Here is a 26,225-nt window from a genome sequence, read left to right on the forward strand (position 1 = left end):
CCGTCAGAGTAATCACCCGGTCAGGCGGGGGCTCCCGGGAGCCGCAGGGTCATCAGCGCGCCGCCTTCGGAAGCTCGTCCCGCGTAGACATCGCCGCCGTGTCGCTGTGCCGCGTGCTGGACGATGGCGAGGCCGAGCCCCGAACCGGGCAGCGTCCGCGCCTCCGAGGAGCGGTAGAAGCGGTCGAACACCTTCGGCAGGTCCTCGTCGGCGATGCCCGGCCCGGAGTCCTCGACCTCGAGTACCGCGGTGCCGTCGCCGACCGGGTACAGCCGCACCCCCACCGTCGAGCCCTCCGGCGAGAACTTCACCGCGTTGTCCAGCAGGTTCAGCACCGCGCGTTCCAGCGCGGTGGAATCGCCGGTCAGCACCCAAGGCTGGAGCGAGACGTCGAACTCGATCTCACCCGCGCGGCGGCGCGCCCTGTCCAGCGCGCGCTCGACGACGTCGACCATCTCGACCCGTTCGTGCTCGATCCGCGGCTCGTCCTGGCGCGCGAGTTCGACGAGGTCGCCGATCAGCTGGGTCAGCTCGTCGAGCTGACCGCGGATGTCGGCCTCGATGTCACTGCGGTCCTCGTCGGACAGCGTCCGCGCTCCCGGCCTGCTCGCCGAAAGCAGCAGCTCCAGGTTCGTGCGGAGCGACGTCAGCGGGGTTCGCAGCTCGTGCCCGGCGTCCGCCACGAGCTGCCGCTGTCGTTCCTGCGATTCGGCGACCGTGCCCAGCATCGTGTTGAAACTCTGGGTGAGGCGGGCGAGTTCGTCGTCGCCGCTGACCGGGATCGGCCGCAGGTCACCCGTGGTGGCGACGCGTTCCGCCGCCGACGTCAGCCGGTCGACCGGCCTCAAACCGGCTCGGGCGACGGCTGTTCCCGCGGCCGCGGCGACCAGGATCCCGGCGCCACCGATCAGGAACAGGACCACCGAAAGCTCGTTCAGAGTGCGTTTGGTCGGGCCGAGCGACTGGGCGAGCACCATCGCCTGCCCCGCCCCCTGCGGAAGGGCGACGACCCGACTGTCGGTTCTCGGGTCGGTGCGCAGGGAGAACGCCTTGTCCCCGGTGGCGACCGCGATCTCATCCTCGCCGTACGGCGGGCGGCTGCCGGACTGCGGGAAGGTCAGGCGGATCTTTTCCCCGACCGTCAGCTGGCCGATCTGCAGGTCCGCGCTGGCCAGGAAGGCGCCGGGCACCTGCTGCAGCTCGGTCTGCACCTGTGGCGAGTCGACCGCCGCGTTCGCGCGGGCGAGCAGGTTGTCGTCCACCTGCTGGTAGAGGTTGTCTTTCACGACGAGATACGCGCCTAGCGACACCAACGCCACCGCCCCCGCCACCGAAGCGGCCGCGAGCAGCGTCACCCGGCCGCGGAGCGAGAAGCGCCGCGTGCTCCACCGGTCGCCGCGCGGATCCTTTTCGGACACGTCGACGACCGGGACCGCGTCCGTCACGGCGGGGTTTCCCTCAGCACGTAACCCACTCCCCGCACCGTGTGAATCAGCCTCGGTTCGCTCCCGGCCTCGGTCTTGCGGCGCAGATAACCGACATAGACCTCCAGCGCGTTGCCCGAAGTCGGGAAGTCGTATCCCCACACTTCCTCCAGGATCCGGCTGCGGGTCAGCACGTGCTTCGGGTAGGAGAGGAACAGCTCCAGTAGCGCGAATTCGGTCCTGGTCAGACTGATCTCCCGGCCCGCCCGGCGCACCTCGCGCGTCCCCGGGTCCAGGGTGAGATCCGCGAACGAGAGGATTTCGGCGTTCTGGCCGGCCTGCGGGTCCGGGATGGCCCTGCGCAGAAGTGCGCGAAGGCGAGCGAGAAGCTCTTCGAGCGCGAAGGGCTTCGGCAGGTAGTCGTCGGCGCCGGCGTCGAGGCCGGACACCCGGTCGGACACGGTGTCCCGCGCGGTGAGGACGAGAATGGGCAGGTCGTCACCGGTGCTTCGCAGGCGGCGGGCGACTTCCAGGCCGTCGAGCCGCGGCATCATCACATCGAGGACCATCGCGTCGGGTCTGTTGGCGATGATCGCTTCCAGGGCCTGCGCGCCGTCCCCGGCCAACTCCACCTGGTAGCCGTTGAACTCAAGGGATCGCCTGAGTGATTCACGGACGGCCCTGTCGTCGTCCACTACGAGGATGCGCATGGCGACAGTCTTACGCAGAGTGCTGAGACTCGCCTAAGAACACACACAGAACCAACAAAGGAAATCCGGCGGTCCAGAAGACATTTCAGCCGGTCTCGGGCCCTTTCGCAACGGGTGCGTTCCATCTGCGCCACAAAGCGAGCATCCGGACCCCGACCACCGCCGCGGCTGCTACGGCCGTCACCGGACCCGGCGGCAGTCGCAGAGCGTGACCGATCACGACGAGCACGGCCCCCGCGAGCGCGGCGACCGCGTAGATCTCCTTCCGCAGCACGAGCGGGATTTCCCGGAGGAGAAGATCACGCACCGCGCCACCACCGATACCCGTCGTCATCCCGATCAGGCACGCCGCGTAGGGAGTCGCGTCCGCGTTCAACGCGATCGTGGTCCCCGACGTCGCGAACACCCCGAGCCCGAGCGCGTCGGCCAGCAGCACCGCGCGGCGCAACTTCGCGATCTGCGGATGGAAGACGAACACGACCAGCGCCGTCCCGCCGCACACCGCGAGATACGGCCACGTCCGCAGGCTCGTCGGCGGCGTGATCCCGAGCAGGACGTCCCGGATGATCCCGCCGCCGAGTGCGGTCGTGAGCCCGACGACGACCACCCCGAAGACGTCCAACCGGGACCGCACCGCCGCGAGCGCCCCCGAAGCCGCGAACGCGATCAAGCCGAGGAACTCGAGCGCGGTGAGGATCATTACTGGTCGAGCAGGCCACCGCGGTAGGCCAGCAGCGCGGCCTGCACCCGGTTCGCCGCGCCGATCTTGGACAGGACGGCCGAAACGTAACCCTTGACCGTGGCCTCGGACAGGTGCAGGCGCCCGCCGATCTCCGCGTTGGACAGCCCCTGCCCGATCAGCCCGACGACCTCACGCTCCCGGTCGGACAGCGACGCGAGCAGCTTGCGCGCCGGCTGCGCGGCCCGCTGCTCGTCCCGATGCGACTGGACCATGCGCGCCGCGACCCCCGGATCCAGCACCGCGCCACCCCTGGCGAGGTCACGGACCGCCCTGAGCAGCGCCGCCGGATCGATGTCCTTGAGCAGGAAGCCGTTGGCGCCGAGCCTGAGCGCGAGACTGACGTAGTCGTCGATGTCGAACGTGGTCAACATGGCCACGGTCGGCGGATCCGGCAAGGCCAAGATCGCCCGCAGCGCGCGAATGCCGTCGTCCGGCGCCCGCATCTTGATGTCGAGCAACGCGACGTCAGGGTGGTACCGCCGGGCGACCTCGACCGCTGATCTCCCGTCGCTCGCCTCGCCCACGATCTCGATGTCGGCAGCGCCCGACATCATGGCACGCAGGCCCGAACGGACCAGTTCCTCGTCGTCGGCGAACATGAGCTTGATCAACGAAGCCCTCCGGCAGCCGGGGGAGCGGCGTCTCGCGTCCCGTTAACGAAGATTACCTACTGTTGTTCAGGGTTTCGAAACCAGACACGTACGAGTGACCCGTGTGGGTCATCTGTGTCGATCTAGGGCTCGATTCAGACCCTGGTGTGCCGCTGGAGAGTGTGGCTGTTCCTGGGCGGATCCGCAGGTCGAGTGTCACAAGGTGGCCAGTGTCGCGGTCTGGCCACATGCTCCTTCTCGCGCTCACGCGCAACCGCCGTTCGGGGCATTCCGGGCTTTCACCGGGCCGGCGGCTCATCTCTGAGCCCTAGTGCCCAGCCGAGACGGTCACCCGGTAGGCTGTGCCTGGCAGTACATGCCCTCGTAGCTCAGGGGATAGAGCACCGCTCTCCTAAAGCGGGTGTCGCAGGTTCGAATCCTGCCGGGGGCACAAACGGTTGGCGACTAAACGCGCCCTCGAAGCAACGTGCCTCAGGGGACGAGCGACCAACTCCACCAACCCACTCGCAACCGACAATAGAATACGAAGAAGACTAGAAAATATCCCCCACTGTGTCTTTAATTAAATTTTGAACAGATACTTGACGCCGGCTGGCCGCTTCCTTAAGGCTATTAAACACAGAAACTTCATCACCTTGGAAAGTAATGCTCACCCGCCTTTCGGGGCGAGTCTCGACGTGCTCATAGTTGCCCGGAAAAGCCCAGAAACACGTACCACAGACTTCGGGGTCACGCTCAGTCCAGTTTGGGCAACGCTCGCAAGACCAGGATTTTGATCGGTTATCTGAAGCACATAGAGGCATGAAGTTTGCAGCATCAATTGTCGCGGAATCACCAGCAATTCCAAAAGGGATACGATGGTCACACTGAAGCTCTCGACCCTCAAATTTGCCTGCACAAATCGCGCACTTGTAACCGTGTTCTTCATTGATAAGATCGCGGAATTTTTTCGGAATACTTACTCGACCAGTCCGCCCAACAGACATTTCAGGAACAAGGGTATAGCTAGCGATACGTTTGCCCACACCGTTTCTTGCCGAGCTGGTAGTGACAGTCGCTCCAGCATCTCGCAAATCACGAATAGCACGAGGAGGATGTTCGTATCCCATTCCCGAAAGTTGCTCTGTCGTCAGCGACCCGTGTTCGAGCAAGTGGTCTCGCGCCTGAGCTGCGCGCTTCGACATGGGAAGCCCTTTAATCCAAGCAACGTACTCCGCGTCATACTGAGCCTTTGCAATATTATCCACGCGACCATCATAGCCGACACTCCAGCGAGCGACAGAGGCCAAGGAGCAATAAGCTTCTTCACTATTATTATCCCGCAAGAAGCTTAGGAAAAGTGCCTACCGCGCCTAGAACAACGTCTCTGCCTGTGTCACATTATGCCCAAGGCGGACATCAACGACGTCCACACCCCCTAGACGCTGCACCAAAGCAGGGGAAATATATAGCGACTCCACCGTGGTCTGACTCTTTCCCATGAGAGTCGCCTGGGAAGACAAGCCTGCAACGACATGGCGATGCAGGAGCCCAAGCTCTTCTGGAAGCGCATAGCCATACCTATTATCTTCAGTTACGGCGTCGTAGGACACGACAAACGAAACATTATTCTCTACCGCTCTTTGTAAAGTGTCAACAAATACCTCGCGTCGCAGCCCTTTTAGATAGCGATGATCCGGAACATCGCTCGTGCCCTGATAAGGCGGATCGAGGTATACCAGTTCGTCAACATCCGCACTTACAAGTGGTTTCTCATAGGCACACGTCAGCACTTCGGCACCCTGCATCAGTTCAGAAGCCGCTTTTACACGTGCCGCAATATTTTCTGGCCTAGCGCCAAGTCGGCGATGGTCAGCACCCTGATTAAAGCCACCCGTCTTCCGACTGTAACGAACTGCAGCCTTGACACACCTGCACAACAAGTACAGCAACAGTGCCGGGTCATGAGTTACGTTAAACTCATCTCTAACTGCCAAATAGTATGCTCGCGGGTCACTTATCTGCTCTGTCCACAACCGTGTATAGTCTTCAATAAGCTGCAGCGGCTTTTCGACGATCAACTTCCATAAATCCATGAGAGGCTCGTTGACGTCTGACAGTGCAACTGACCTAGCGAGTCCGTAATTGCGGGCCGCCAACGAAATCGCCGCAGAACCTGCGAATGGCTCAACCAGTCGCGGTACCCCGCGCTCCGGAAATAGCGAGAGGATCTGTGAAGCAAGCAACCTCTTACTGCCCTGGTAGGGAAAGGCCTGTGGAATTGCCTTCGGGCCAGCCGCCCTCCACGGCATCTGCGCAAAATTGGCGCTACGCATGACAGTCACCTTCGCATACTAGCCCTCCGGCCCGACACCATGCCAGATAGGTCACCTGTGGCGTGGCGCAGCAACTCTATATCCTATCGTTGACCAGCCAGCGAGCTGGAGCACGGTCGCTCTCTCAGAGTCCCCCATAGCCGCCTAGTGTCGTGTGTCGTTGATTCGTTTACGCCTGTGGGTTCGGGAGAATTTCCGCATGTATGTGGCTGAAGCGTTGCGGTTGCGTGAGGGTGATCGTGAGCGGCTGGAAGCGATCACGCGTGCGTCGACTGTGTCGGCGGGGGTAGCGCGACGGGCGAGGGTCGTGTTGCTGGCTGCCGACGGGGTGTCCAATACCGAGATCGCCGAGCGGGTGGGGATGAGCCGGCCGACGGTGCTGAAGTGGCGTGACCGCTACGCCCGGGCGGGTGTCGACGCGCTGGCGGACTTGCCTCGCCCAGGTCGCAAGGCGGAGATCGACGAGGTTGCGGTGTTGGCGGAAACGTTGGCGAACAAGGGGAAGCCGCCACCGGAGCTGGGGGTGACGCACTGGTCGGCCCGGTTGCTGGCCAACCGGTTGGGGATCTCCTTCGCCAGCGTGGCCAGGATCTGGCGCAAGTGGAACATTCAGCCGCACCGGATCGAGACGTTCACGTTCTTCACCGATCCTGAGCTGGAACCCAAGATCCATGACGTGGTGGGCCTCTACCTGGAACCTCCCCAGGGTGCGGTGGTGGTCAGCGTCGATGAGAAATCGCAGATTCAGGCCTTGGACCGCACCCAGCCGATGCTGCCGCTGCGGCCAGGCCTGCCCGCCCGGCAAACCCACGACTACCAGCGGCACGGCACCACCACCCTGTTCGCCGCGCTGGAGGTCGCGACCGGCTGGATCAGCGCCGACGCCTGCTATCCGCGACACACCAACGCGGAGTTCCTCGCGTTCCTCAAGCGGGTGGCCAAGGCCCATCCCCGCGTGAAGCTGCACGTCATCTGCGACAACTACGCCACCTACAAGCACCCCGACGTCACCGCCTGGCTGGCCACGCACACGCGGATCACCATGCACTTCACCCCAACCAGCTGCTCCTGGTTGAACATGGTCGAGATCTTCTTCGGCATCATCACCCGCCAAGCCATCCGCCGCGGCAGCTTCCTCAGCGTCACCGACCTCGAAGACGCCATCCGCCGATTCATCGACGCCTACAACAACCGCGCGAAGCCCTTCACCTGGACCAAAACCGCAGACCAACTGACCACCAAGATCACCCGTAAAAAGATTTCAGACACGCGACACTAGGTCCCGAACCCAACTCGTCATAGTCAACGGCCGTCCGGGTCCGTCATCGTGATGGCACCGCCCCGCGCCTGCAGCACCACGTCGGCCCGGTACTTCCCCTCGCCAAGGGCGGCGAGCGTGCCGAGGCTGACCATCCGCGTGGTGGAGCCGTCGCGGTCGAACACCAGCAGATTGCCGTCTTGGACGTAGTCACCGCTGTACGTGCCATCGCCCTCGATCGTGACGGGCCTGCCGAGTTCGCGTTCGATTCGCGCGCCCGAGGCCGGGCCGGTGAGGACCTGCACTGACGTCCAGTCACCGGGCGCCAGGTCCTTGAGCGGACGCGCGCCGCCTGACCGGGCGAGTTCGGTGATCGTTTTTTCGAGACCTTCGTCGAATTCCACTGTCACTCCTGGGGTGCCCGAGCCGCAACCCGCCACCAGGGCGAGGAGGGCGAGCAGCGTCACTATCAAGCGCATGGTCAGTATTGGTCCGGAGTCGCCGACGGTTGGCCGGGGTCGTCGTCGCGTCCTGGATCGTCCGTGGGTCAAGGCTCGTTCTTGGTTTCGCGGGTCTCGCCAGGAGGTGATTCGCTGGACGATACCAGTGTGTCGTTCTTGTCGATCACCACCATTTTGCCGTCCTTGACCGCTTGTTCGACCAGGTTCGCCAGCTCCTCGGAGCCGGCGTCCGGGTTGGCTCGGGCGATCGAACGGCCGACTTCGTTGTTGTGCAGGTCCATGGCCACCGGGACGTGGTGGCTGGTCGGGTTCCGCTCGTGGGCCGTGGCGAAGTCGCGGGCCCATTCCTCGCCGTACCGCTGCGTCATCATCGCGTTCCAGTAGGCATGGCGGAAAGCGTCGGCGTGTCCGTCGGTCAAGCCTTTGCCGTCGAACTTGCCCTCGGCGACGTGCAAGGCGTCTTGCCGGATGTCAGCGAACTCTTTGAGTCCGAGTAATCCCTTGCGCATCTGCGAATCGTCGAGCAACTTGGTTCGGCCTGCATGATCTTTTCCTTCGAGAAGACCGCTCGTTCCGCGAGCCAGCCGGTCAGACCGCTCGGCCACACTGTCGTGCCGTCTGTCTTGGCCTGGTACTTGGCCAGGAGATCGCGGTGCCGCTGTTCGTCGGCGATGCGGTCTTCGCCAGCATCGTCGCGCCCGCGTCCCCGATCTCGCCGGCGAGAACGCGTTCGAGTACGGAGTTCAGTTCGGTGTCGATTGCGCCGGCGCGGGCCAGATGCCTTCCACCTCGACCCGCAAGAGTACGCTCGGCAGGAACCCGCCGGCGTTCTCGGTTTCGACGACCTCGCCGTTGTCGATCCGGAAGCCGTTCTTGGCGGCGAAGTCCTCAGTCGCCTCGATACCACGCACCAAGTCGCGCATGGCCTGCTCGGTGTCATCGATGATCTTCACGGCCGCGGACAACCGCGCGGCGAGATCCTCGAGTTCCTGGGATCGGGCTCGAAGGTGCTCGGCTGCCGCATCCGCTGCCTCTCCGGTCCATCCGGCAGGCTTGGCACCGTCGATCTCGTCCTGCAAGCCGAGCACCTGACGGTTCCGCGCGGCCAGGTGGTCACCGATCTGTCCTATCCCGTCCGGCTGCCACTGCCTGACATCGACCCACGTGACCATCAGCTACCACCCGACCCGCCGAACACCTGTTCACCGGCGCCATCTCGAGCCCGGTATGCGGTAGCAGCGGTGGTCAGCGAGGCCGCATAGGAGTCGACCCCCTCGGCTCACATGCCGGTGGCGTTCCCCCAATGCGGACCGATCACCGCCGCGATCTTGCGGACTCCGTGCCGGTCAATGCGCCTGACAGCGCCGCCACCCGCTCCACATCCAGCTCGCGCACGATTTCCACGGCCCGCGTCGCATGATCGGCCACGGCACGCAGGATTTTCGGATCGGTTTCGAACCTCGTCATTTACCCCTCCCCTCGTTTTGAGGCTATTTGTCCTGTTTCGGAGGTTCAAGTAGCGAAGGTGCGAATGCCGCTGACCGGGTTCGCCGGACGTTTCAGTCGGTGACCACCGAAACTTCCGCCGACGGCAAGGCCGGCACGAGTCCGGCGACCGCGTCGGGTTCCTTGCCATGAGCACGAGCGTGCTGGAGCCAGCCTTGCGGCAACCAGCCGCCCGTCACCAATTGCGGATGCTGCGGATGCTGATTGAGCGCCCAGATGACGAACACCAGTTCCGCGTAGTCCGATTGCAGAAGCCAGGAAACCGGACCGTTGTCGCTGTCTCCGGTGAAGTGCACCGTCGCGGGGGCGACAACGCTCGCCGCGGTCATGGCGGTCCAACGCCAACGGAACACCTGCGGCGTGTACAGGTAGAAGCCATAGGCGCTGACGTAAACGGCGCCTCGCTCGATAGGCATCCATCGAGGCACGGCAGCCGCCTGCGCCGCCGCGCGCGCACGGGACTTGGCGACGGCGCCACCGATCAGTGATCCGGCGACCAACCCCAGCCCCACCGCGCCGGTGCCGAAGACCATCGGTGTACTGACCTGCCAGCTTCCATTTCCCAGCGCCCGAAAGTCGGACAGGACGAATTGTCCTACGGCCCACAGCCGTTCATCATCGGCATTGGCGGGCGGAAAGGGGGCGAGCACTTCCGGCATTCGGCTGAGATCGTGCCCACCCGCCACCATGGCCGCGAGATAACACGTGTATCGCAATGTCTCGTCGCGTTGAGTCCAGGGAGGCGGGCCGGTCGATTTCGTTTTCTTCCGCCCCATTCCGGGCCCCCTTCGGCGACGTTGGTGACCAGATTACGCCGCAGGATAGCAACAGGACCCGGCCGGCACCAGATACCCCGCACGTTCCCGGCATCAAGCGAATTGATGCAGGACAACCCGGCGCATACCATCGAATCCGTATTCTCAATCGGGCCTTACCGCTCTTTTCGCACTTCAGGCCTCGTGGAAGTCGTCGAGCCGATGCGCCTCGACGGACGATTCCGTGGCCTCCAGCCAATGCGGATAGGTCACGTACACCAGTTCCGTGTCCTCATCGGCCACGTAGGTCACCTCGGTACCGGAACGCAGGTAGATCACCTCGCCCGCCTGAGCCGTCACCGACCCCGAGGGGCCTTCGACGGTGAAGGTGCCGGAAGTGATGACGAGGGCCTCGTCGTAGGTCATCTTCCACGGGTTCTTCTCGCCCTTCCCGTAGCGGGCGAAGCCGACGGACATCGACGCGCCGCTCTCGTGCGAGAGGACGTCGGTCAAGAAAATCTGCTGGTCGAGGCGCTGGAACCAGGTCGAAGCGTGATCGCTCGTGAAGTGGTCGACGGACATCCGAGTCCCCCTAAGTGGAATTTTCTCCACTTAGTCAACCGGAGAAAGCTCCACTTGTCCACCGGTTAGGCTCGTCAGGTGCTTCCCATCGCAGGGGCCGGAACTCCAGAGCGGGCGGACGCGGCTCGCAACCGGCAGAAGATCGTCCGCGCGGCGGCCAGACTCGTGGCGGCCAAAGGGATCGACGGACTCGCGTTGGACGAAGTCGCGGCGGAGGCGGGCGTCGGGATCGGGACCGTGTATCGGCGGTTCCCGGACAAGGGCGCGTTGGCGCAGGCGTTGCTCGACGAGAACGAGCGCGAGTTCCAGGAGGCGTTCATCAGCGGGCCTCCGCCGCTCGGGCCGGGGGCGCCGGCGGCCCAACGGCTCAAGGCGTTCCTGGAAGCGTACGTCGACAGGCTCGAGACGCATGGCGAGTTGCTCATGGTCGCGGAGACGGAGACGCCGATGGCGCGGTTCGTCACGGGCGCGTACCGGCTGCACCACAGTCATCTGGTCGCGCTGGTCAGCGAGATCGAGCCGGAAGCGGACGCTCATTTCAGGGCCGACGCGCTGCTCGCGCCACTGGCGGCGGCGCAGTACGTCCACCAGCGGCGGAGCATGACACCGAAGCAGATCAAAGCAGGGCTGAATGACCTGTACCAGCCCGGATCTCAGTGACAGGAGGGGTGGCATGGATCTCGCGGTGAAGTCCGAACTGGTCGAGCAGGTGTGCGCGTTCACCGAATGGCTGGGGGCGGGGCGCAAACTCACTCAGACCGGGCGGCTCACCTTGGCCGACGCCAGGGCGCTGGTGCCGTTGCTGGGCACCGGTGACGGGCTCGACCAGGCCATCGGCGACCGCGTGTACAAAACCAGGTCGAGCGAGGAGCTGCCCGACCTGACGCTCGTCGTGGAGTGCGCCAAGGTGACGCGGCTGGTGCGCAAGACCGGGCAACGGCTGGTGCCGGTGAAGAAGAACCAGGCACTCCTCGGGGACCCGCAGAAGCTGTGGCTCGCGCTGTTCACCGGGTTCGGCCGGCTGGGTCAGGCGTTCCTGCACACCGGATTCGGCGAGTCGCTGCTGCGCCCGGAGTTCGCCGATGGCAGCCGTGCGGCATTGGCCTTGTTGTACAACACCGACGGTGCCGTCGACATCGGGAACTTGTGCTCGATCGTCTGGGAGGTCGTCAGCGCGCCTTGGGTCTTGGACGATCTCACCGAACTCCAGCTTGAGACCTTGCGGCGCTCGAACGACCGCGACACCAAGCTGACGCTCGATGTCCTACGGCGATTGGGAGCGGTGGTCCTTCGGGACAAATCGGCTGAGCTGACCGAACTCGGCCGGTTCGGCATGCGGCGAATCTCGGGCGGGCCGGAAGCAGGTGACCGGATCTATCAGGTGAAGATCACCTTGCTGGAGATCGAAGGCAGCGCGGTGTGGTGACGGGTTTTGGTTCCGGCGGCCATCCCGCTCGACCGGTTGCACGCCGTCATCCAGGCCGCGATGGGCTGGGAGAACTACCACCTGCACTGCTTCCTCGACGGACAGACCTACTACGGCCAGGCCGAGCCTGAGCTGCAGTACCGCGACGAACGGAAAGTGCGGCTGGAAGACTTGGTGCAGCCGGGTGGCCGCCTTTTGTACAACTACGACTTCGGCGACAGCTGGGACCACGAGATCCTCATCGAGGAAGCCACGGCCGCCACGTCCGATGGGCGTTATCCGCGGTGTGTCGCGGGCCAGGCGGCGTGCCCGCCGGAAGACGTCGGCGGTACCGGGGGTTACGCCCGGCTGATCCAGATTCTCGGCGAGCCCGGACATCCGGAACATCCGGACGTACTCGGCTGGCTCGGCCTCGACGACCCTGGCCAATTCGATCCCGCGCATTTCGACCTCGACGAAGCCAACCAGCGCCTGGCCATCATGGCTTAGTGGATCTCCACCGGCCCAACGCGCAGGACGCCGTCATCCAGCGGCACGCACCGCTTCCCGCCGCGGCCCCGCAGCGCACGGAAAGTCCCCGCCGGATAGACGACGTCCATCCACGCGCACGGATTGGCGGGCCGGTGGACTTCGAAGCGCACCGGACCATCGCCCGAGTCCAAAGCAAGCACAGTGCCCCGCGGCACAGCGTCCACGTCGAAGCCCGACAGCACGATGTTCCGCCGGGCCAGCAGCGGATCGCCGGGCACCGACGCGGAGAACAGCGTCACCGCGGCCGAACGATGGGCGGGATGGTCGAAGTAGCGGTCCCCCACCAGCCCCAGTCCCGCGCGCACCACGACGTGGTCGCGCGAGACCGGTGCGGGATCAGGGCGCGCCCCCGAGGAAGGACGGCCCTCGTAAGCGTGCACGGAAGAGACGTGCAACGCGACGATCAGCGCTCGCCCAGTTGCCATTCCGGCCGCACGTAGTGGCAGGTGTAGCCGTTCGGGATGCGCTCCAGGTAGTCCTGGTGTTCGGGCTCGGCTTCCCAGAAGTCACCGGCCTGGGTCACCTCGGTGACGACCTTGCCCGGCCATTTGCCGGAGGCGTCGACGTCGGCGATGGTCTGTTCGGCGATCTGCTTCTGGGTGTCGTCGGTGTAGTAGATCGCCGACCGGTAGCTGGTGCCGATGTCGTTGCCCTGGCGGTTGCGGGTCGTCGGGTCGTGGATCTGGAAGAAGAACTCCAGGATCTGGCGGTACGACAGCCGCGCCGGGTCGAAGACGATCTCGATGCCTTCGGCATGCGAGCCGTGGTTGCGGTAGGTCGCGTTCGGCACGTCTCCGCCGGTGTAGCCGACCCTGGTGGAGACGACTCCGGGGTGCCGGCGGAACAGGTCCTGCATACCCCAGAAGCAGCCGCCCGCGAGAACAGCCTTTTCCGTCACGATTGATCTCCTCTGGTCGTTGACCTCCAGTACAACGTGCCGGACCGCGCCTGTCATCCCCGTCCGGGTGTGACGGAACGCTTACGTCCGCCGTGCGTCTCACGCTAGGTGAAGATCCTGCTCGCGGTATCGGCCTTGCTGTTGACCGCCTGTTCGACGCCGGAACCGGCGCCGACGGCCGAAGACGCCTTCCGGTTCGGCGGGATCTCGATGCCGGCGAGCGGGAAGGTGCTGGAGACGAAATACGACCGGGGCATCGACTCGAGATACGTAGTCGTCCTGGCCCTTCCGGCGGAGGACGTGCCCAGGCTGCTCGATGCCTCCCAGTTCGACCCCGGTGTCATGGCGGACGACCGGATCGTCGACGGCCGCCGCGTGGTCCGGAAGGTCACCGTCCAAGGGACCACGGTGCACCTGGAACTGTTCACGACGTGAGCACGCTGCGTGAAAAAGACGGTCCGTTCGGACTCACCTGGGTGACGCCCTAACGTGTAGCTCCACGTACCACCTGCCGGAGGACGCATGGATCCGCTCCGTGTTCCGCCCGAGCTGTTCCGTTTCACCGACGGCAGCAAGTCCGGGCTTCCCTTGGCGATCCTGCACGCCTTCGGTGAGGCGAACGAGCGGCTCGTGACGGCGCTCGGCATCGACGACGTCCGCACGCGGCTGCGGGAAGTCGGCTGGCTGGAGACGCTCGACGACGAAGAGCTGGTCAAGGCGCTGGATCAGCTGAGGACCCAAGGCCACCTCGACGTCGTCCAGAACCACGCGGGCGACTACCGGACCGCGTCCGAGTACGAGCGCCGCAATCTCCAGTATTCGCTCACTCGGCAGGGCGAAGCGGCGTACGCGGGGGTGGTCCGCGCGAACGAGGTGCTCAACACGACCGGCGCCCTCCGGACGGCGACGCTCGAAGCGCTGGGTGAGCGGCTCGGTGAGCTCGTAAAGCAGGTCGAAGACGGCACCGACAGGCGCGTGTTCAGCACGCTTGCCGAAGTCGAGAGTCACCTCGAGGCCTTCCGCGACAACACCAAGCGCTTCAACGGCGACCTCCAGCGCCTGCTGCGCGCCGAAGCCGACCTCGCGACGTTCCACGAGGTCAAGGCTTCCACGGTCGCGTATCTGCAGGAGTTCCTGAACGACCTCGAGCATCACACCCACACCATCGCCACCCGCATCAAGGAGATCGACGACCACGGCGTCGAGCGGGTGTGGCGGCGCGCGCTCAACGGCGCCGCCCTGCCGAGCCCGGATCAGCGCTGGCTGGAGCTCCGCAAAGCCCGCTGGGGCGGGCTGCGCGCGTGGTTCCTCCCCGAAGACGGGACGACGCCGCGAGCCGAGGACCTGCACAAGGTCGCGCGGCGGGCGATCATCACCTTGCTCCAGGTCTTGGACCGGATCACCGAATCGCGGCGGCGCGCGAGCAGCGCGGTCGCGGATTTCCGCGAGCTGGCGCGGTGGTTCACCGTCGTCCCGGCGCAGGAGGATCTGCATCGCCTGTGGTCCACGATGTTCGGGCTCAGTTCGGCGCGGCACGCGCACCTCGCCCACGCGGACCCGGAAGTGGTCAGTACGACGGCGTCGTGGCTCGACGCGCCGCCGGTCGAGGTGTCGGAACTGCTCCGGTCGGCTGGCCGCACCGAGCGGTTCACCCGGACCGGGCGGGTTCGCGACGTCAGCGCGATCAGAGCCGCGAGAGCGGAGAAAGCGCTGCAGGAACGCGCCGAACTCGAGGCGGCGTGGAGCATGCTCGACACCGGCGGGGTCGTGCGGCTTTCGGCGTTCGAGAAGCTCGACCACACCGTGTTCGAACGGCTGCTGGACCTGCTGGGGCAGGCGCTGGGCAGCAGCCCCCGCGCGGACGGCACCCGGCGGAGCACGACGTCCGACGGCCGGATCGAGATCGTCCTGAGGCCGTCGCGAAACGGCGCTGTCGCCCGCCTGACCACCACGAGTGGCGTCTTCCGCGGCCCCGACTACGAGATAGAGATCAGCACCGCCGGAGGCAGGGCGTGAGCCTCACGAACCAACTGGTCATCGCGGAACGCGAAGAGGTCGCACGCGGGATCCGGGCACTGCTGGCCACCCCGCTGATCGGCGAACGCGGCTCCCCCGAGACCTTCGACCTCATCCGGCGCCGCCGCGAACCCATCCGGCAGTGGTTCGACTACTACTGCGGCTGGACGCTCACCGTCGAGCCCCGGCTCGGCTACGCCCGGCTGGTCAAGGTCCGCGCGGCCGCCGATCCCACCCGCCCGGCGCGACGGACGCGTTCCGGGCGCGCGGCGTTCGACCGCCGCCGCTACGTCCTGCTGTGCGTGGTGGCGGCCGAACTGCTCACGGTGCCGGTGACCACGATCGGCCTGCTCGCCGGCCGGGTCGCGAAAGCGAGCGCCGCCGACGACCTGGTCACGATGTTCGACGTCGCCACCAGAGCGGAACGCCTCGCGTTCGTGGACGTCCTGAAACTGCTGGAGTCCTTCGGCGTCCTCGAAACCGCGGACGGCGATCCGGAGTCCTTTGTGGACGAAGTGACCGCGAAGGTGTTGTTCCGGGTCGACGCGACCTTGTTGCTGCGGATGCTCGCCGCACCGGTCGGGCCGTCGCAGCTGGCCGTGCCCGCCGACGACGTCGCCTTGCGGTTCGAGGAGCTGTTGGAGGCGGTGTCGTACGAGCAGCGCTATGGGCTCTCGTCGGGCCGTCACGAAGACACGCCGAGCGCGTCGGACGTTCAGCGGAACCTGTGGCTGCGGCATACGGTCTTTCGCCGTCTCGTGGACGACCCCGTGCTGTACTTCGCCGAACTGACCGCGGAGGAGCGCGCGTACCTCGGGTCGCCGACCGGGCGCCAGTTGCTGCGGCGTGCCGCGGAACAGGGCGGTTTCGTCCTCGAGGAACGCGCGGAGGGGGTGCTGCTCGTCGACGTCGACGGGCTGGCCACCGACGAGCGGTTCCCGGACGACGGCAGCAACGCCAAGGTCGCCGCGCTGCTGCTGCTCGACGTACTCGACGAACCGCGGACGACCGGCTACCTGGGCAACGCCACCGCCAAGCTGCTGAAACGGTTCCCGCGCTGGGCCAAGACCTACCGGGGCAAGGACGGCGTGCGACGGCTGACCGTCGACGCGCTCGCGGTGCTGACCGGCTTCGGCCTGATCCGCACCGAAGGCGAACTCGTCCGGCCACTTCCGGCCGCCGCGAGGTACACCGACCGAAACGAGGAGGCGCCGTGACCGTGACGAGGTGGATCCCGTCCCGTGCGGGCATCCTCAACATCTGGCGCTACTACGACGAGATCTTCGAGTTCCACGACGGGCGGCTGCTGCTGCGCGGCCCCAACGGGAGCGGGAAGTCGAAGGCGCTGGAGCTGCTGCTGCCGTTCCTGTTCGACGCGAGCCTGCGTGCCAACCGGCTGTCGACCTTCGGCACCAGCGAACGCAGCATGCACTGGAACCTGATGGGCGAAGGCGCTTCCGGTGCCACGCGCGTCGGGTACGTCTGGCTGGAATTCGGCATGGCCGGGGACAAGTGGTTCACCTGCGGCGCGCGGCTTCAGGCGAGTACGCACACGAGCACGGTGCACGCCGACTTCTTCACCACCGGCCTGCGGGTGGGCGACGGCTTGCCGCTGGTCAACGAGGCAGGCCAGCCGCTGACCAAGAACGCGCTGGAGGAAGCCCTCGGCGGGCACGGGACGGTGCACGCCGGCGCGGCCGAGTACCGCGCGGAGATCCGCGCGAAACTGTTCCCCACGTTGAGCGAACAGCGGTACGACGCGCTGATCACCGCCCTGCTTCAGCTCCGGATGCCCAAACTCTCGCAGCGGCTCGACCCGAGCCTGCTGTCCAACCTGCTCTCCCGCGCGCTTCCGCCGTTGGGGCAGCAGGAGATCGCGGAACTCGCCGAGGGTTTCGAACGGCTCGACGCGCAGCGCGAACGGCTGGGCTCGCTGGAGACCGAGGTCGACGCGATCCGCGCGCTCGCCGCGCGGCAGAAGACCTACGCCCAGCGGGTGCTGCGCGCGGGCGCGGCGAATCTCATCGCCGCGACCACCGAACTCGACGAGTTCGCCGCGGCCGCCCGCCGTTCGGCCGAGGAGTACGACGAGGTCGCCGTGAAGAAGGAAGCCGCCGAGGAGCGGGCGGCGAAGCTCGAAAAGGACGTCGAAGAGACCGAAGCCCGCCTGTCCGGGTTGACCGAATCCGACTCCTACCGCGAGGGCCAGGAACTCGACAAGCTGCGGCAGCGGGCCCTGTCCACGCGGGAGAAGGCGGAAACGCTGCGCGCGGACGCGGATCGAGTGCGTGCCGAGGCGGACGCCGACGAGGAGCGGTCGCGGGCGGCTGAGCAGGTCGCGAAACGGCAGGCCGATCTCGTGCGCTCGATGGAGACCGAGGTCCGTGCCGCCGCGACCCGCGCGAATCTGGCCGGGGTGCACGACGAACTCGTCACCGGGCTGACCGAAGCGGAACCGGCCCGGCTCCGTCCGTTGCTGCAGGCCGCCGTCCGCGGCAAACGCGACCAGGTCGAGAGCGTCGGCAAGGCACTGGACGCCCGTGATCGCGCCGTCGGCCGCCGTCACCGGGCGGAGGCGGATCTCGACCGGGCGAGGTCGGACTTCTCGGCCGCGCGGGAAAGACTGGACCTCACGACGGCGACGCGGGAGCTCGCGCTGAGCGATCTGCGCACCCGGCTCGCCGAATGGGCCATCGGCTGCCGTGAGCTGCGGTTCCCCGACGTGGAGGCGCTCGTCCGGGACGCCGAGGCGGAAGTCTCGTTGCTGGGCCGGGTCAGCGCGGTCGCCGAGACGGTGCTGGAGGACATCGTCCGGCGGGAGGCGGCGACCGGTGCCGCGCTGGCCGCGGCGCGTGCCGAGCACGACGAACTCCTCGTCCAGGCCGGCATGCTCGAGACGGAGGACGTCTTCGCGCCCGAAGCGCCACGCACCCGTACGGCGGACCGGGCGGAGATGAGCGGCGCGCCGCTGTGGCGGCTGGTCGATTTCGCCGGCTCGGTCCCGGAGAGCGCGCACGCGGGGATCGAGGCCGCGCTCGAAGGCGCCGGCCTGCTGGACGCCTGGGTGAATTCCCACGGTGTCGTCGAGGGACACGACGTGCTCGCGGAGACCGGGACGCTGCCGGTGGTGGCCTCCGGCCGCTCACTCGCCGACGTCCTCGTGCCGGAACCCGACGCGGAACTCTCCCCGGCGAAGATCCGCCGGATCCTCGAAGTGATCGCCTTCGACGACGTGCTTCCCGCCGGTCCCGCCGCGATCGGCGCGGACGGCGCCTGGCGCATGGGCGGCCTGTCGGGCAGCTGGACGAAGGACGCGCCGGCGTACATCGGTGCCGCCGCCCGCCTGCGCGCCAGGGAGCGCCGGATCGCCGGGGTTCGGGACGAGCTTGCCCTCCGGGAGAAGACGATCGCCGAACTGGACGGCGAGCTGGCCGCGGTGCGCGGCAGGCGGGAGCTGATCAAGATCGAACGCGCCGCCCGCCCCGGTCACGATGATCTCCTTGCCGCGACCAGGGAATCGACCGCGGCCGAGGCGGAGCTGACCGCCGCCGGCGCGGCCGTCCGGCACGGGGAGGCGGCCGTCTCCGCGCTGGAGATCGAGGCCAAGACCGCCCTGCACGAGCTGACCGCGCGGGCTTCGGAAAACGGGCTGCCGACCGAACGCGCGCCGCTGACCGCGCTCGCCACGGCGCTGCGCACCTACTGCGACCAGGGCGAGAACTGGTTGTACGAGCACGGAAACCTGATCACCGCGAAGCAGCGGTCGGAGCTGTGCGCCGAACAGGCGGACCGGTCGGCGGCGAACGCCGCCCGGCGCGAGGACGAGGCCGCCGAAGCCGAGGCCGAACGCTCCGAGCTCAGCGCGATGCTCGACGCGATCGAGGGCAGTGTCGGCGCCGGCCGGCGCGAGGTACTCGCCGAAATCGACGGCCTGCGCGCGAACCTGCGCGAGCTCGCCGTCGAACTCCGTGCCGCGAACTCCGAAGCCAAGAATCTCGCGGTCCGGCTCGGCGCGCTCGGTGTCCGGCGCACGACCGACGCGGCCGCCCGCGAGGGCGCCGCCAAGAAGCAGGACGCCGCCGCCCACCGGTTCCGGAAACTCGCCACCGGCGTCTTCCCGGCGGACGGCGGGATCGAGGACCTGCCGAAGTTCCAGGCCACCCTGTCCGCCGCCGAAGGGGTGCGGTCGGCCCTCGACACGGCCCGGCTGGTGGCCGCGGCGTGGCCGTCCGTGCCGCACGCGCCGAGCAACCTCGGCGAGGCGCTGCACCGGCTGTCCGAGGCCGTGCACACCTGCCGGAACACGCTCAGCTCGCGGGCGGAACTCGATCTGGAGACCGACGAGGACGTCCAGATCTTCACCGCCGTCGTCGACGGACTGCGGGTGGGCGCGGCCGAACTGCTGAAGATCCTTTACGCCGAAGCGGAACAGAGCAGGCACGAGATCACCGATCGCGAAAGCGACCTGTTCGACAAAACGCTGACCGGCGACACCCGCCGCCATCTCGCGGCCCGGATCCGCCAGGCCAACGATCTCGTCGACGGCATGAACACGCGCCTGGACCGCGTGCGGACCGCGTCCAGGGTCGCCGTCCGGCTGGTCTGGCAGGTCTCCCCCGACCTGCCGCCGGGTACCAAGACCGCGCGGGACCTGCTGCTGAAGGATCCGGACCGGCTGACCGCCGAGGATCGCCTGTCCCTGCACAAGTTCTTCCGCGAGCGCGTCGAGCAGGCGAAGGCGGACGACACCGCGACGAGCTGGGAGCAGCAGCTCGCACAGGTCTTCGACTACACGTCCTGGCACCGGTTCGTGGTCGAGGTGGACCGCGCGAACGGGGCGGGCTGGCAGCTGTTGACCAAGAAGCTGCACGGCGCGCTTTCCGGTGGGGAGAAGGCGATCGCGCTGCATCTGCCGCTGTTCGCCGCCGTCGCCGCGCACTACCAGGCCGCGCCCGAAGCGCCGAGGGTGATCCTGCTCGACGAGGTGTTCGTCGGTGTCGACACCACCAACCGGGGGCAGGTGTTCGGCCTGCTGTCCGCGCTCGACCTCGATCTGATGCTGACCTCGGACCACGAATGGTGCACCTACGCCGAACTCGGCGGCGTCGGGATCCACCAGCTCATCACCGGCGGTGACGGCGACGACGCGGTGACCACGGCGCGGTTCACCTGGAACGGCCACGATCTTCTGCCCGCCGGGGTGGGTTGACCGGTCAGGAGGTCATCGCCAGCGGCGGCCCCGCGAAGAGGGCTCCGACCGCCCCCGCCGCGGGGAAGGTGAGGAACCAGGCGCCGAGGATGTCGCCGGCGGTTCCCCAGCGCACGGCGGAGAATCGCCGATCGCGGCCCGCTCGGCGTTGCGAGCCGCGGCGAGTGAAGAACTCGAACAGCTCGGGTTGCCGAGGGCGCTCGTAGTCGCGTGAAGGCCCCCCGGAAACCCGATCAAGGAAATCATCGGATCGGCTCAACCCGTGGTCCGATAGCGAACTCCCCCCCACGGTCCGATCCGGAAACCGCCGTCTCCCAGCAGGCTTGTCGGTATGAACCCCACTTTCCCCGGCCGCCGCGTCGCCGCGGTCTCGATGGTCCTCGGTCCGCTCCTGCTGCTCACCGGAACACTGCTGCGGTCACGCTTCGACTTCTTCTTCCCGGAACAGCTCCGGGCGATGAGCGAGCATCCCGCCCTGATGACGGCCGCGTACACGTGTTTCCTGGCGGGCAACGTGGTGCTGTTCCCCGCGATCATCGCGCTCGCCACGGAAATCGGCCGCACCGGACGGGCACTGGCCGCCTGGGGTGGCCTGTTCGTCCTCATCGGACTCTTCGAACGGACCTTCCACGCCGGGATCGACCAGGCCGCGCTGGGACTGGCCGAACGACGCGGCGCCGGTTTCGCCGAGAGCGTGGTCAGCGAGTCGTACCAGGACCTGCATCTGTTCAGTTTCCTGTCGTTCACGATCATGTTCGGCTGGTACGTGCTCGCCTTCGCCGCGTACCGCGCGAAGGTGCTCGGCGTCGTCGGCTCGATCGGGCTGGCGACGATGGGACTGCTGCCTTTGGGCGTGTTGAAGGGAACCGAATTCGTTTCGATCATCGGCACCGCCGGACTTTGTGTCGCGTTGGTTCCGACCGGTATCCGCGCCTTACTGGAAAGTCCCCGACCGACCCGGAAGACGATACTGCTCACGGCGGCGGCGATTCCGGCATTGGGCGCGCTCGCTTTCGCGAGCACGCTGGGCTGAGGATTTCTCCTCAGCCCAGCCGCACGGGTGTTTTCTCTTTTCTGCCACCGGATTCGTGATCGCGCCCCGCCGGGAGACAGCTCATCAGCAGTACGACACCGACCGCACCGAGAAGCAGGTGCCCGGCGAGGACGCACAACCCACAGAATCCGATCCACAAGGAGATCTTCATTCTCGGATGGTAGGGCCCATTTCCGGAACACGACCCGGATTTGGGAAAGACTTAAGGTCTCCTTTGGGCAAAGGGTCTGTTCGGCGTACGCGCGTAATACCCACCAGCGACACGGTCGCGCGGTGACCAGCGGCGCGTCGTTCGACAACGATGACGAGATGGCCGGAGTCGCCACGGGGTCGCTGGTACACGGTTTCGCGAACCTGTGGCTCGCCGGCGCGCTGCGCACCGAGCACCTCGAGAATCCGGACACCGCGGCGGCGCCATCGCCCGGATCCTCCTCCCCTGAACCCGGTTCAGACCTGCGCGGTCGGCATCACGGTGACCTGCTGGAGGTTCACCCGTGCCGGGAGCGAGGTCAGGAACGCCACGGTCTCGGCGATGTCGTCCGGCTTCAGCCAGGTCAGCGTCTCGCGCGCGCCGTCCAGCCACTCCAGCGCGCCGGCGTCGGTGACATGTCCCTGAAGCTCGGTCTCGACCAGACCCGGCTCGATCGCCGCGACCCGCACGCTCTTCGGGCCGAGGTCGGCGCGAAGGTTCTTCGACAAATGCGTCACGTACGCCTTCGACGCGACGTACACGGCGAAGGACGGGAAGACGGCCTGGGCGCCGATGGACGAGGTGTTCACCAGGTCCGCGACACCCTTCTCGGCCGCCGAAGCCACCAAATGCGGGACGAACGCGCCGATCGCGTTCATCAGGCCCGTCATGTTGACGTCGATCATGCGCTGCCAGTCGCCGGTCGCGAGTTCGTCGATCGGCGCGGCCAGCATCACGCCCGCGTTGTTGAACAGCAGGTCCGCGCGGCCCAGTTTCGCCTCCACCTCGGCCGCCGCGGCCCGCGTCGCCTCGGCGTCGGCGACGTCGGCCGCGAGCACGAGCGCGGTACCGCCGTCGCGCTCGATTCCCTCCGCCAGGGTTTGCAGCCGGTCCGCCCGCCGGGCGATGAGCGCGACCGCCGCACCGGAGGCGGCGAGCCGCCGGGCGGTCGCCTCGCCGATCCCGCTGGACGCGCCGGTGACCACGGCGACCCTGTTCGCGTGCCGTGCCGGGAAGTTCGTCATTTTGTGTCTCCCAAGTGGACTCGTTCTCGCGCTGTGAGTCCAGGAAACCGGGCGCCGCCCGGAGATGGCACGGTCTGTTCAGCCGGGGTCCGGCAGTACCAGGCAGGAGCTCACGACGCGAGCGCGCCCAGGACCAGACCGGCGTGCTTGCGCCAGACGTCATCGCCCTGCGCGGAGGTCAATTCGACGATCCGGCCGAGGGCGAGGATCTGCAGGCCGATGTCGGCGGAGGTGATCCCGGCCCGCAGGCGTCCCTCTCGGTGCGCGCGTTCGACGAGACCGTCGAGGCTCTCCGCGAGATGCGCCCGGCAGGCTTCGAGGGCGCCCTCGGTGACGGTGAGCCCGTCCAGGAACGCCCGGTGAAGAGCCATCATCGCCAGGGTCCGCTCGACGAACAGGCCGATCCCCTCCCACGGGTCCTCGGCGGCCTTCGCGCGCTCGGAGACGGCCGTCCACTCGGCGACGTCCTGCTCCAGCACGGCTTCGATCAGGTCGTCCTTGGTCGGGAAGTGGCGGTACAGGGTGGCGACACCGACGTTCGCCCGCCGCGCGATCTCCCGGACGTCGGTCGCGAGACCGCGTTCGGCGAAGCACTCACGTGCGGCCTCCAGCACCTGCGTCCGGTTCCGCGCCGCGTCCCAGCGCTGACGTCGCGAAGTGGTCATGAGGAATTCTACCTTTTCCGGAGCGCGTGTTTCGGATACGGTGGTTTCCGGATCCAGTGTTCCGGAACAGGAGGCGACCATGTCCACGCTCGTGATCACCGGGGGAACCGACGGACTCGGCCGCGCGCTGGCGGCCGACCGGTTGCGCGCGGGCCACACCGTCGTCGTGGTGGGCCGCAGTGAAGAGAAATTCCGCGCGCTGGCAGCGAACGGCGACGCGCACTTCATCCAGGCCGACCTGCGTGAAGTCGCGGAGAACCTGCGCGTCACCAAGGAGATCGCCGCCCGGTTCCCCGTCGTCGACACGCTGGTGCTGGGGGCCGCGTACGTGCACCGGGACCGGCAGACGACCGGCGAAGGCCTCGAACACAACTTCGCGCTGTACTACCTGAGCCGCCACATCTTCGCGTCGGAACTCCAGGAGGTCCTCACTGCCGCCGAACGGCCGCTGATCCTCGACACCACCGTCCCCGGCACGCCGGGGAACGTCGTCCACTGGGACGATCTCCAGCTCGAACGGGGCTACACCTGGAAGATCGCGAACCTCCAGAGCCGCAGGCTCGTCCTGTTGTCCGCGCTCCGGCTGGCGTCCGGCCACGTGCGATACGTGCTCTACAACCCCGGTTTCGTCCGCACGAGCCACCAAGGCGCCCTCGGCAGGAGTTCGCGCGCGATGGTCGGCGTCCTCGCGAAGACCCTTGGCACTCCACCGGAAAAGGCCATCCTGCCGATGCTCGATCTCATCGCGAACCGCCCGGAGGCACCGCTGAGCGCTTATCGGCGCGGCAAACGCCTCGCACTCGACGACGCCACGCCCGAGGAAGCCGAGCGACTCCATCAGGAGACCGCCCGGCTACTGCGAGGCCTCACTGGACGAACTTGAGATGCGAGCGGTGCCGCAGCCGGATTCCCGACGCGAGGGCGACCGCGCCGAGCAGGAACACGAACGAAAGCACCCCGTGCGCGATCCCCCTGGTCAGGTAGCCGACGTCCGTGTGGTCGATGGCGTAGGTGCCGATCTCGCGGCTGGACCAGAACGGCAGCAGTCGCGCGATCAGGCCCGACGGGTCGGCCATCATCTGCAACCCGATGACCATCAGCAGCACGAGCGTCCCTTCGAGTTCACGCGGCAGCACGGAACTGAGCGCGAGCCCGAACGGCGCCGACACGGCGACCGTCAGCGCCATGATCAGCGCGACCGAGCCGTACCGGACGTCGTGCTGGTCGACGAGGATCAGCACGAAATACGGCGCGGACAAGAGGAAACCGACCGTCCACAGTGCACCCAGGCGGCCGAGGTACAGCTGATGCGGGCGGTAACCCGAGAGCCGCAGCCGGGGTTCCATGGCACGGCTCGCACTGCCGGCGAACAGCGCGGCGGTGCTCAGCGCCCAGCCGAGACCGAGGCAGACGAACCGGATGGACTGGCCGAGGTGATCGCCGCGCCTGCTCAAGTAGAACAGCAACGGCAGCAGCATCAGGATCAGCAGGACCGACCGGCGCCGCAGCAGTTCGCGCAGCGCCATCTCCGCGACCGTCAGGATCTTCTTCACGCGACCGCCTCCCTGGCCGGGGAGAGTTCGAGGACGGTGTCGACCCGGTCCAGCCGGTTCAGCAGATGGGTGACCACCACGATCGCCTTGCCCGCCTCCCGCCATTGCCACACCTGATGCCAGAAGTCGAGGTAGGAACCCTTGTCGAAACCCTGGTAGGGCTCGTCGAGCAGGAGCACGTCCGGTTCGCCGAGCCCGGCGAGCACGAGGTTCAGCTTCTGCCGGGTCCCGCCGGAAAGGTGCCGGGCCTGCCCACCCCGCGCGGGCGTCCAGTCCAGCGCCGCGGCACGGGCCGCCCCGATCCGGGCCGACTCCTCGCGGGCCATCCCGCGGCCGGCGCCGATCAGCGCGAAATGCTCTTCCGCGTCGAGGAAGTCCGCCGTGCCGGCGTCCTGCGGGCAGTAGCCGAGCGCACCACGCACGCGGACCTCGCCCTCGTCCGCGCCGGTGAGCCCGGCGCAGATGCTCAGGAAGGTGCTCTTGCCGCAGCCGTTCGCCCCGATCACCGCGGCGATCTCCCCGGAGCGCACCACGAGGCCGACGTCGTCCAGCACCGTCCGGCGGCCGTATTTCTTCGTGATGCCCCGAGCCTCCAGCAGCACCTCGCCGGGACGGCGCCTCGGCCGTCCCACACTTTCGGCCACGGCCGAGGCGTAGGCGGCGGGCGGCCCGAAGACCCGCATCGGGTCTCCGCCGCTTTCCCGCAGGTGCACCGCCGCCTCCGCGACCACCTGCCGCGCCGCCTCCCCGGCGACACCGCGACGACGCAGCTCGTGCGTCAGCGCGGAAAGCCATCCGTCGTGGTTCATCTTCCCTCCCGCAAGATCGAGGCCACCCCGGCGGAGAACTCCTGCCAGTCGGCGGTGGCGTGCCGCAGTGTTTCCCGGCCGTCCGCGGTGATCCGGTAGTACTTGCGCGCGGGCCCGGCCGTCCCGTCCCGCCAGCTCGCGGTGACCAGGCCGAACCGTTGCAGCCGCAGCAGCACCGGATAGAGCGTGCCGCCCTGGATGGGGCCCAGCCCGGCCGCGTCGAGCGCTTGGGCCAGCTCGTAGCCGTAGGACTCCCGCTCCGCGACCAGCGCCAGCACGCAGGGCGCCAGCACTCCCCGCAGCCATTGGCCTCGCCGGTCCTGATCCACAAGAAGCAATGTAGCAGCACTATCTAGATAGCACCACAAGCTAGTTTGACCTGCGCCGATGTGCGTGGAAAGAAAAAAGGGGGAAAAATCGCCGCCACTGTCGAATCGGTGGGACGCCCTTCGTATAGGGAGTGACAACCGCACGATCGAGGAGGA

General features: G+C 67.1%; 30 protein-coding genes and 1 tRNA gene. 11 read left to right on the forward strand and 20 right to left on the reverse strand.

From position 1 onward, the window contains the following. Positions 1–20 precede the first annotated feature (20 nt). The 4 genes from P3102_RS32375 to P3102_RS32390 all read right to left on the reverse strand — a co-directional run bounded on the left by P3102_RS32375 (position 21) and on the right by P3102_RS32390 (position 3,487). Entirely contained in the window at positions 21–1,445 is a 1,425-nt protein-coding gene (locus P3102_RS32375) for a HAMP domain-containing sensor histidine kinase (protein WP_276364390.1), read from the reverse strand. After that, complete coding sequence (locus tag P3102_RS32380) at positions 1,442–2,134, reverse strand: response regulator transcription factor (protein ID WP_037317602.1); 693 nt, start codon at positions 2,132–2,134, stop codon at positions 1,442–1,444. The genes P3102_RS32375 and P3102_RS32380 overlap by 4 nt, the downstream gene beginning before the upstream one ends. Before the next feature lie 85 nt (positions 2,135–2,219). Next, on the reverse strand, positions 2,220–2,834 hold the full coding sequence (locus P3102_RS32385) for a TRIC cation channel family protein (RefSeq protein WP_276364392.1): 615 nt from the start codon (positions 2,832–2,834) through the stop codon (positions 2,220–2,222). After that, entirely contained in the window at positions 2,834–3,487 is a 654-nt protein-coding gene (locus tag P3102_RS32390; protein WP_034305786.1) for a response regulator transcription factor, read from the reverse strand. Before P3102_RS32390 ends, P3102_RS32385 begins: the two co-directional genes overlap by 1 nt. 357 nt (positions 3,488–3,844) lie before the next feature. Here P3102_RS32390 and P3102_RS32395 point away from each other — a divergent pair. Then, positions 3,845–3,917: transfer RNA gene (locus tag P3102_RS32395), tRNA-Arg, on the forward strand. A gap of 103 nt (positions 3,918–4,020) precedes the next feature. Here the strand turns inward: P3102_RS32395 and P3102_RS32400 are convergent. Next, the gene (locus tag P3102_RS32400) at positions 4,021–4,734 is read right to left on the reverse strand and encodes an HNH endonuclease (protein ID WP_276364394.1); all 714 of its coding nucleotides are present in this window, start codon (positions 4,732–4,734) and stop codon (positions 4,021–4,023) included. Between the two features lie 105 nt (positions 4,735–4,839). Further along, a complete protein-coding gene (locus P3102_RS32405) occupies positions 4,840–5,802 on the reverse strand; it encodes a DNA adenine methylase (RefSeq protein WP_276364395.1) in 963 nt (320 codons plus the stop codon). A 199-nt stretch (positions 5,803–6,001) separates the two neighbouring features. On the opposite strand from P3102_RS32405, the gene P3102_RS32410 reads away from it, so the two are divergent. Further along, positions 6,002–7,081, forward strand: a complete 1,080-nt coding sequence (locus P3102_RS32410) for an IS630 family transposase (protein ID WP_276364397.1) — start codon at positions 6,002–6,004, stop codon at positions 7,079–7,081. A gap of 23 nt (positions 7,082–7,104) precedes the next feature. Here P3102_RS32410 and P3102_RS32415 read toward each other — a convergent pair whose 3' ends face one another. The 6 genes from P3102_RS32415 to P3102_RS32440 form a co-directional block, all read right to left on the reverse strand. Then, positions 7,105–7,539, reverse strand: a complete 435-nt coding sequence (locus P3102_RS32415; protein ID WP_276364398.1) for a hypothetical protein — start codon at positions 7,537–7,539, stop codon at positions 7,105–7,107. 68 nt (positions 7,540–7,607) lie between these two features. After that, positions 7,608–8,030 carry a hypothetical protein gene (locus tag P3102_RS32420; protein ID WP_276364400.1) on the reverse strand — a complete coding sequence of 141 codons (423 nt, stop codon included), beginning with the start codon at positions 8,028–8,030 and terminating at the stop codon, positions 7,608–7,610. A gap of 234 nt (positions 8,031–8,264) precedes the next feature. Continuing rightward, complete coding sequence (locus P3102_RS32425; protein WP_276364401.1) at positions 8,265–8,600, reverse strand: hypothetical protein; 336 nt, start codon at positions 8,598–8,600, stop codon at positions 8,265–8,267. A gap of 235 nt (positions 8,601–8,835) precedes the next feature. After that, positions 8,836–8,988, reverse strand: coding sequence for a hypothetical protein (locus P3102_RS32430; RefSeq protein WP_276364403.1), 153 nt, complete (start codon positions 8,986–8,988; stop codon positions 8,836–8,838). Between the two features lie 92 nt (positions 8,989–9,080). Further along, entirely contained in the window at positions 9,081–9,803 is a 723-nt protein-coding gene (locus P3102_RS32435; protein ID WP_276364404.1) for a hypothetical protein, read from the reverse strand. A gap of 174 nt (positions 9,804–9,977) precedes the next feature. Beyond that, complete coding sequence (locus P3102_RS32440; RefSeq protein WP_276364406.1) at positions 9,978–10,364, reverse strand: cupin; 387 nt, start codon at positions 10,362–10,364, stop codon at positions 9,978–9,980. Between the two features lie 78 nt (positions 10,365–10,442). Between P3102_RS32440 and P3102_RS32445 the strand changes: the two genes are divergently transcribed. From P3102_RS32445 to P3102_RS32455, 3 genes are read left to right on the forward strand one after another with little or no spacing between them, the layout of a single operon-like run. Then, positions 10,443–11,024 (forward strand): TetR/AcrR family transcriptional regulator, encoded by a 582-nt coding sequence (locus P3102_RS32445; RefSeq protein ID WP_276364407.1) that lies wholly within the window; start codon positions 10,443–10,445, stop codon positions 11,022–11,024. A 13-nt stretch (positions 11,025–11,037) separates the two neighbouring features. After that, positions 11,038–11,790 (forward strand): hypothetical protein, encoded by a 753-nt coding sequence (locus P3102_RS32450; protein WP_276364408.1) that lies wholly within the window; start codon positions 11,038–11,040, stop codon positions 11,788–11,790. A gap of 6 nt (positions 11,791–11,796) precedes the next feature. Next, positions 11,797–12,279: a plasmid pRiA4b ORF-3 family protein gene (locus P3102_RS32455; protein WP_276364410.1), complete on the forward strand. Its 483-nt coding sequence runs from the start codon at positions 11,797–11,799 to the stop codon at positions 12,277–12,279. Here P3102_RS32455 and P3102_RS32460 read toward each other — a convergent pair. Beyond that, the gene (locus P3102_RS32460; RefSeq protein ID WP_276364411.1) at positions 12,276–12,746 is read right to left on the reverse strand and encodes a molybdenum cofactor biosysynthesis protein; all 471 of its coding nucleotides are present in this window, start codon (positions 12,744–12,746) and stop codon (positions 12,276–12,278) included. The genes P3102_RS32455 and P3102_RS32460 overlap by 4 nt on opposite strands. Continuing rightward, on the reverse strand, positions 12,725–13,219 hold the full coding sequence (gene msrA, locus P3102_RS32465; protein ID WP_276364413.1) for a peptide-methionine (S)-S-oxide reductase MsrA: 495 nt from the start codon (positions 13,217–13,219) through the stop codon (positions 12,725–12,727). Before msrA ends, P3102_RS32460 begins: the two co-directional genes overlap by 22 nt. 108 nt (positions 13,220–13,327) lie before the next feature. On the opposite strand from msrA, the gene P3102_RS32470 reads away from it, so the two are divergent. The 5 genes from P3102_RS32470 (at position 13,328) to P3102_RS32490 (ending at position 21,477) form a co-directional block, all read left to right on the forward strand. Beyond that, the gene (locus P3102_RS32470) at positions 13,328–13,654 is read left to right on the forward strand and encodes a hypothetical protein (RefSeq protein ID WP_276364414.1); all 327 of its coding nucleotides are present in this window, start codon (positions 13,328–13,330) and stop codon (positions 13,652–13,654) included. 87 nt (positions 13,655–13,741) lie between these two features. After that, a complete protein-coding gene (locus P3102_RS32475; RefSeq protein WP_276364416.1) occupies positions 13,742–15,235 on the forward strand; it encodes a TIGR02677 family protein in 1,494 nt (497 codons plus the stop codon). Then, the gene (locus P3102_RS32480) at positions 15,232–16,452 is read left to right on the forward strand and encodes a TIGR02678 family protein (RefSeq protein WP_276364417.1); all 1,221 of its coding nucleotides are present in this window, start codon (positions 15,232–15,234) and stop codon (positions 16,450–16,452) included. Before P3102_RS32475 ends, P3102_RS32480 begins: the two co-directional genes overlap by 4 nt. Then, positions 16,449–20,444 carry a TIGR02680 family protein gene (locus tag P3102_RS32485; RefSeq protein ID WP_276364419.1) on the forward strand — a complete coding sequence of 1,332 codons (3,996 nt, stop codon included), beginning with the start codon at positions 16,449–16,451 and terminating at the stop codon, positions 20,442–20,444. The genes P3102_RS32480 and P3102_RS32485 overlap by 4 nt, the downstream gene beginning before the upstream one ends. Positions 20,445–20,775: 331 nt before the next feature. Continuing rightward, on the forward strand, positions 20,776–21,477 hold the full coding sequence (locus P3102_RS32490) for a hypothetical protein (protein ID WP_276364421.1): 702 nt from the start codon (positions 20,776–20,778) through the stop codon (positions 21,475–21,477). Between the two features lie 10 nt (positions 21,478–21,487). Here the strand turns inward: P3102_RS32490 and P3102_RS32495 are convergent, their stop codons facing one another. From P3102_RS32495 to P3102_RS32505, 3 genes are all read right to left on the reverse strand, one after another. Further along, a complete protein-coding gene (locus P3102_RS32495; RefSeq protein ID WP_276364422.1) occupies positions 21,488–21,649 on the reverse strand; it encodes a hypothetical protein in 162 nt (53 codons plus the stop codon). A 296-nt stretch (positions 21,650–21,945) separates the two neighbouring features. After that, complete coding sequence (locus P3102_RS32500) at positions 21,946–22,713, reverse strand: SDR family oxidoreductase (RefSeq protein ID WP_276364424.1); 768 nt, start codon at positions 22,711–22,713, stop codon at positions 21,946–21,948. Positions 22,714–22,823: 110 nt separating this feature from the next. Next, positions 22,824–23,378 carry a TetR/AcrR family transcriptional regulator gene (locus P3102_RS32505; protein WP_276364425.1) on the reverse strand — a complete coding sequence of 185 codons (555 nt, stop codon included), beginning with the start codon at positions 23,376–23,378 and terminating at the stop codon, positions 22,824–22,826. A 79-nt stretch (positions 23,379–23,457) separates the two neighbouring features. On the opposite strand from P3102_RS32505, the gene P3102_RS32510 reads away from it, so the two are divergent. Then, entirely contained in the window at positions 23,458–24,261 is an 804-nt protein-coding gene (locus tag P3102_RS32510; protein ID WP_276364427.1) for an SDR family NAD(P)-dependent oxidoreductase, read from the forward strand. On the opposite strand, the gene P3102_RS32515 is transcribed toward P3102_RS32510, so the two are convergent. The 3 genes from P3102_RS32515 to P3102_RS32525 are packed head-to-tail and all read right to left on the reverse strand — an operon-like array spanning position 24,245 to position 26,069. Beyond that, a complete protein-coding gene (locus P3102_RS32515; RefSeq protein ID WP_276364428.1) occupies positions 24,245–24,931 on the reverse strand; it encodes an ABC transporter permease in 687 nt (228 codons plus the stop codon). The two genes, P3102_RS32510 and P3102_RS32515, sit on opposite strands and share 17 nt — an antisense overlap. Next, complete coding sequence (locus tag P3102_RS32520) at positions 24,928–25,740, reverse strand: ATP-binding cassette domain-containing protein (RefSeq protein WP_276364430.1); 813 nt, start codon at positions 25,738–25,740, stop codon at positions 24,928–24,930. Before P3102_RS32520 ends, P3102_RS32515 begins: the two co-directional genes overlap by 4 nt. Then, positions 25,737–26,069, reverse strand: coding sequence for a PadR family transcriptional regulator (locus P3102_RS32525; RefSeq protein WP_276364431.1), 333 nt, complete (start codon positions 26,067–26,069; stop codon positions 25,737–25,739). The genes P3102_RS32520 and P3102_RS32525 overlap by 4 nt, the downstream gene beginning before the upstream one ends. Between the last annotated feature and the right edge of the window lie 156 nt (positions 26,070–26,225).

It is taken from the genome of Amycolatopsis sp. QT-25, assembly GCF_029369745.1.
Classification (GTDB): Bacteria; Actinomycetota; Actinomycetes; order Mycobacteriales; family Pseudonocardiaceae; genus Amycolatopsis.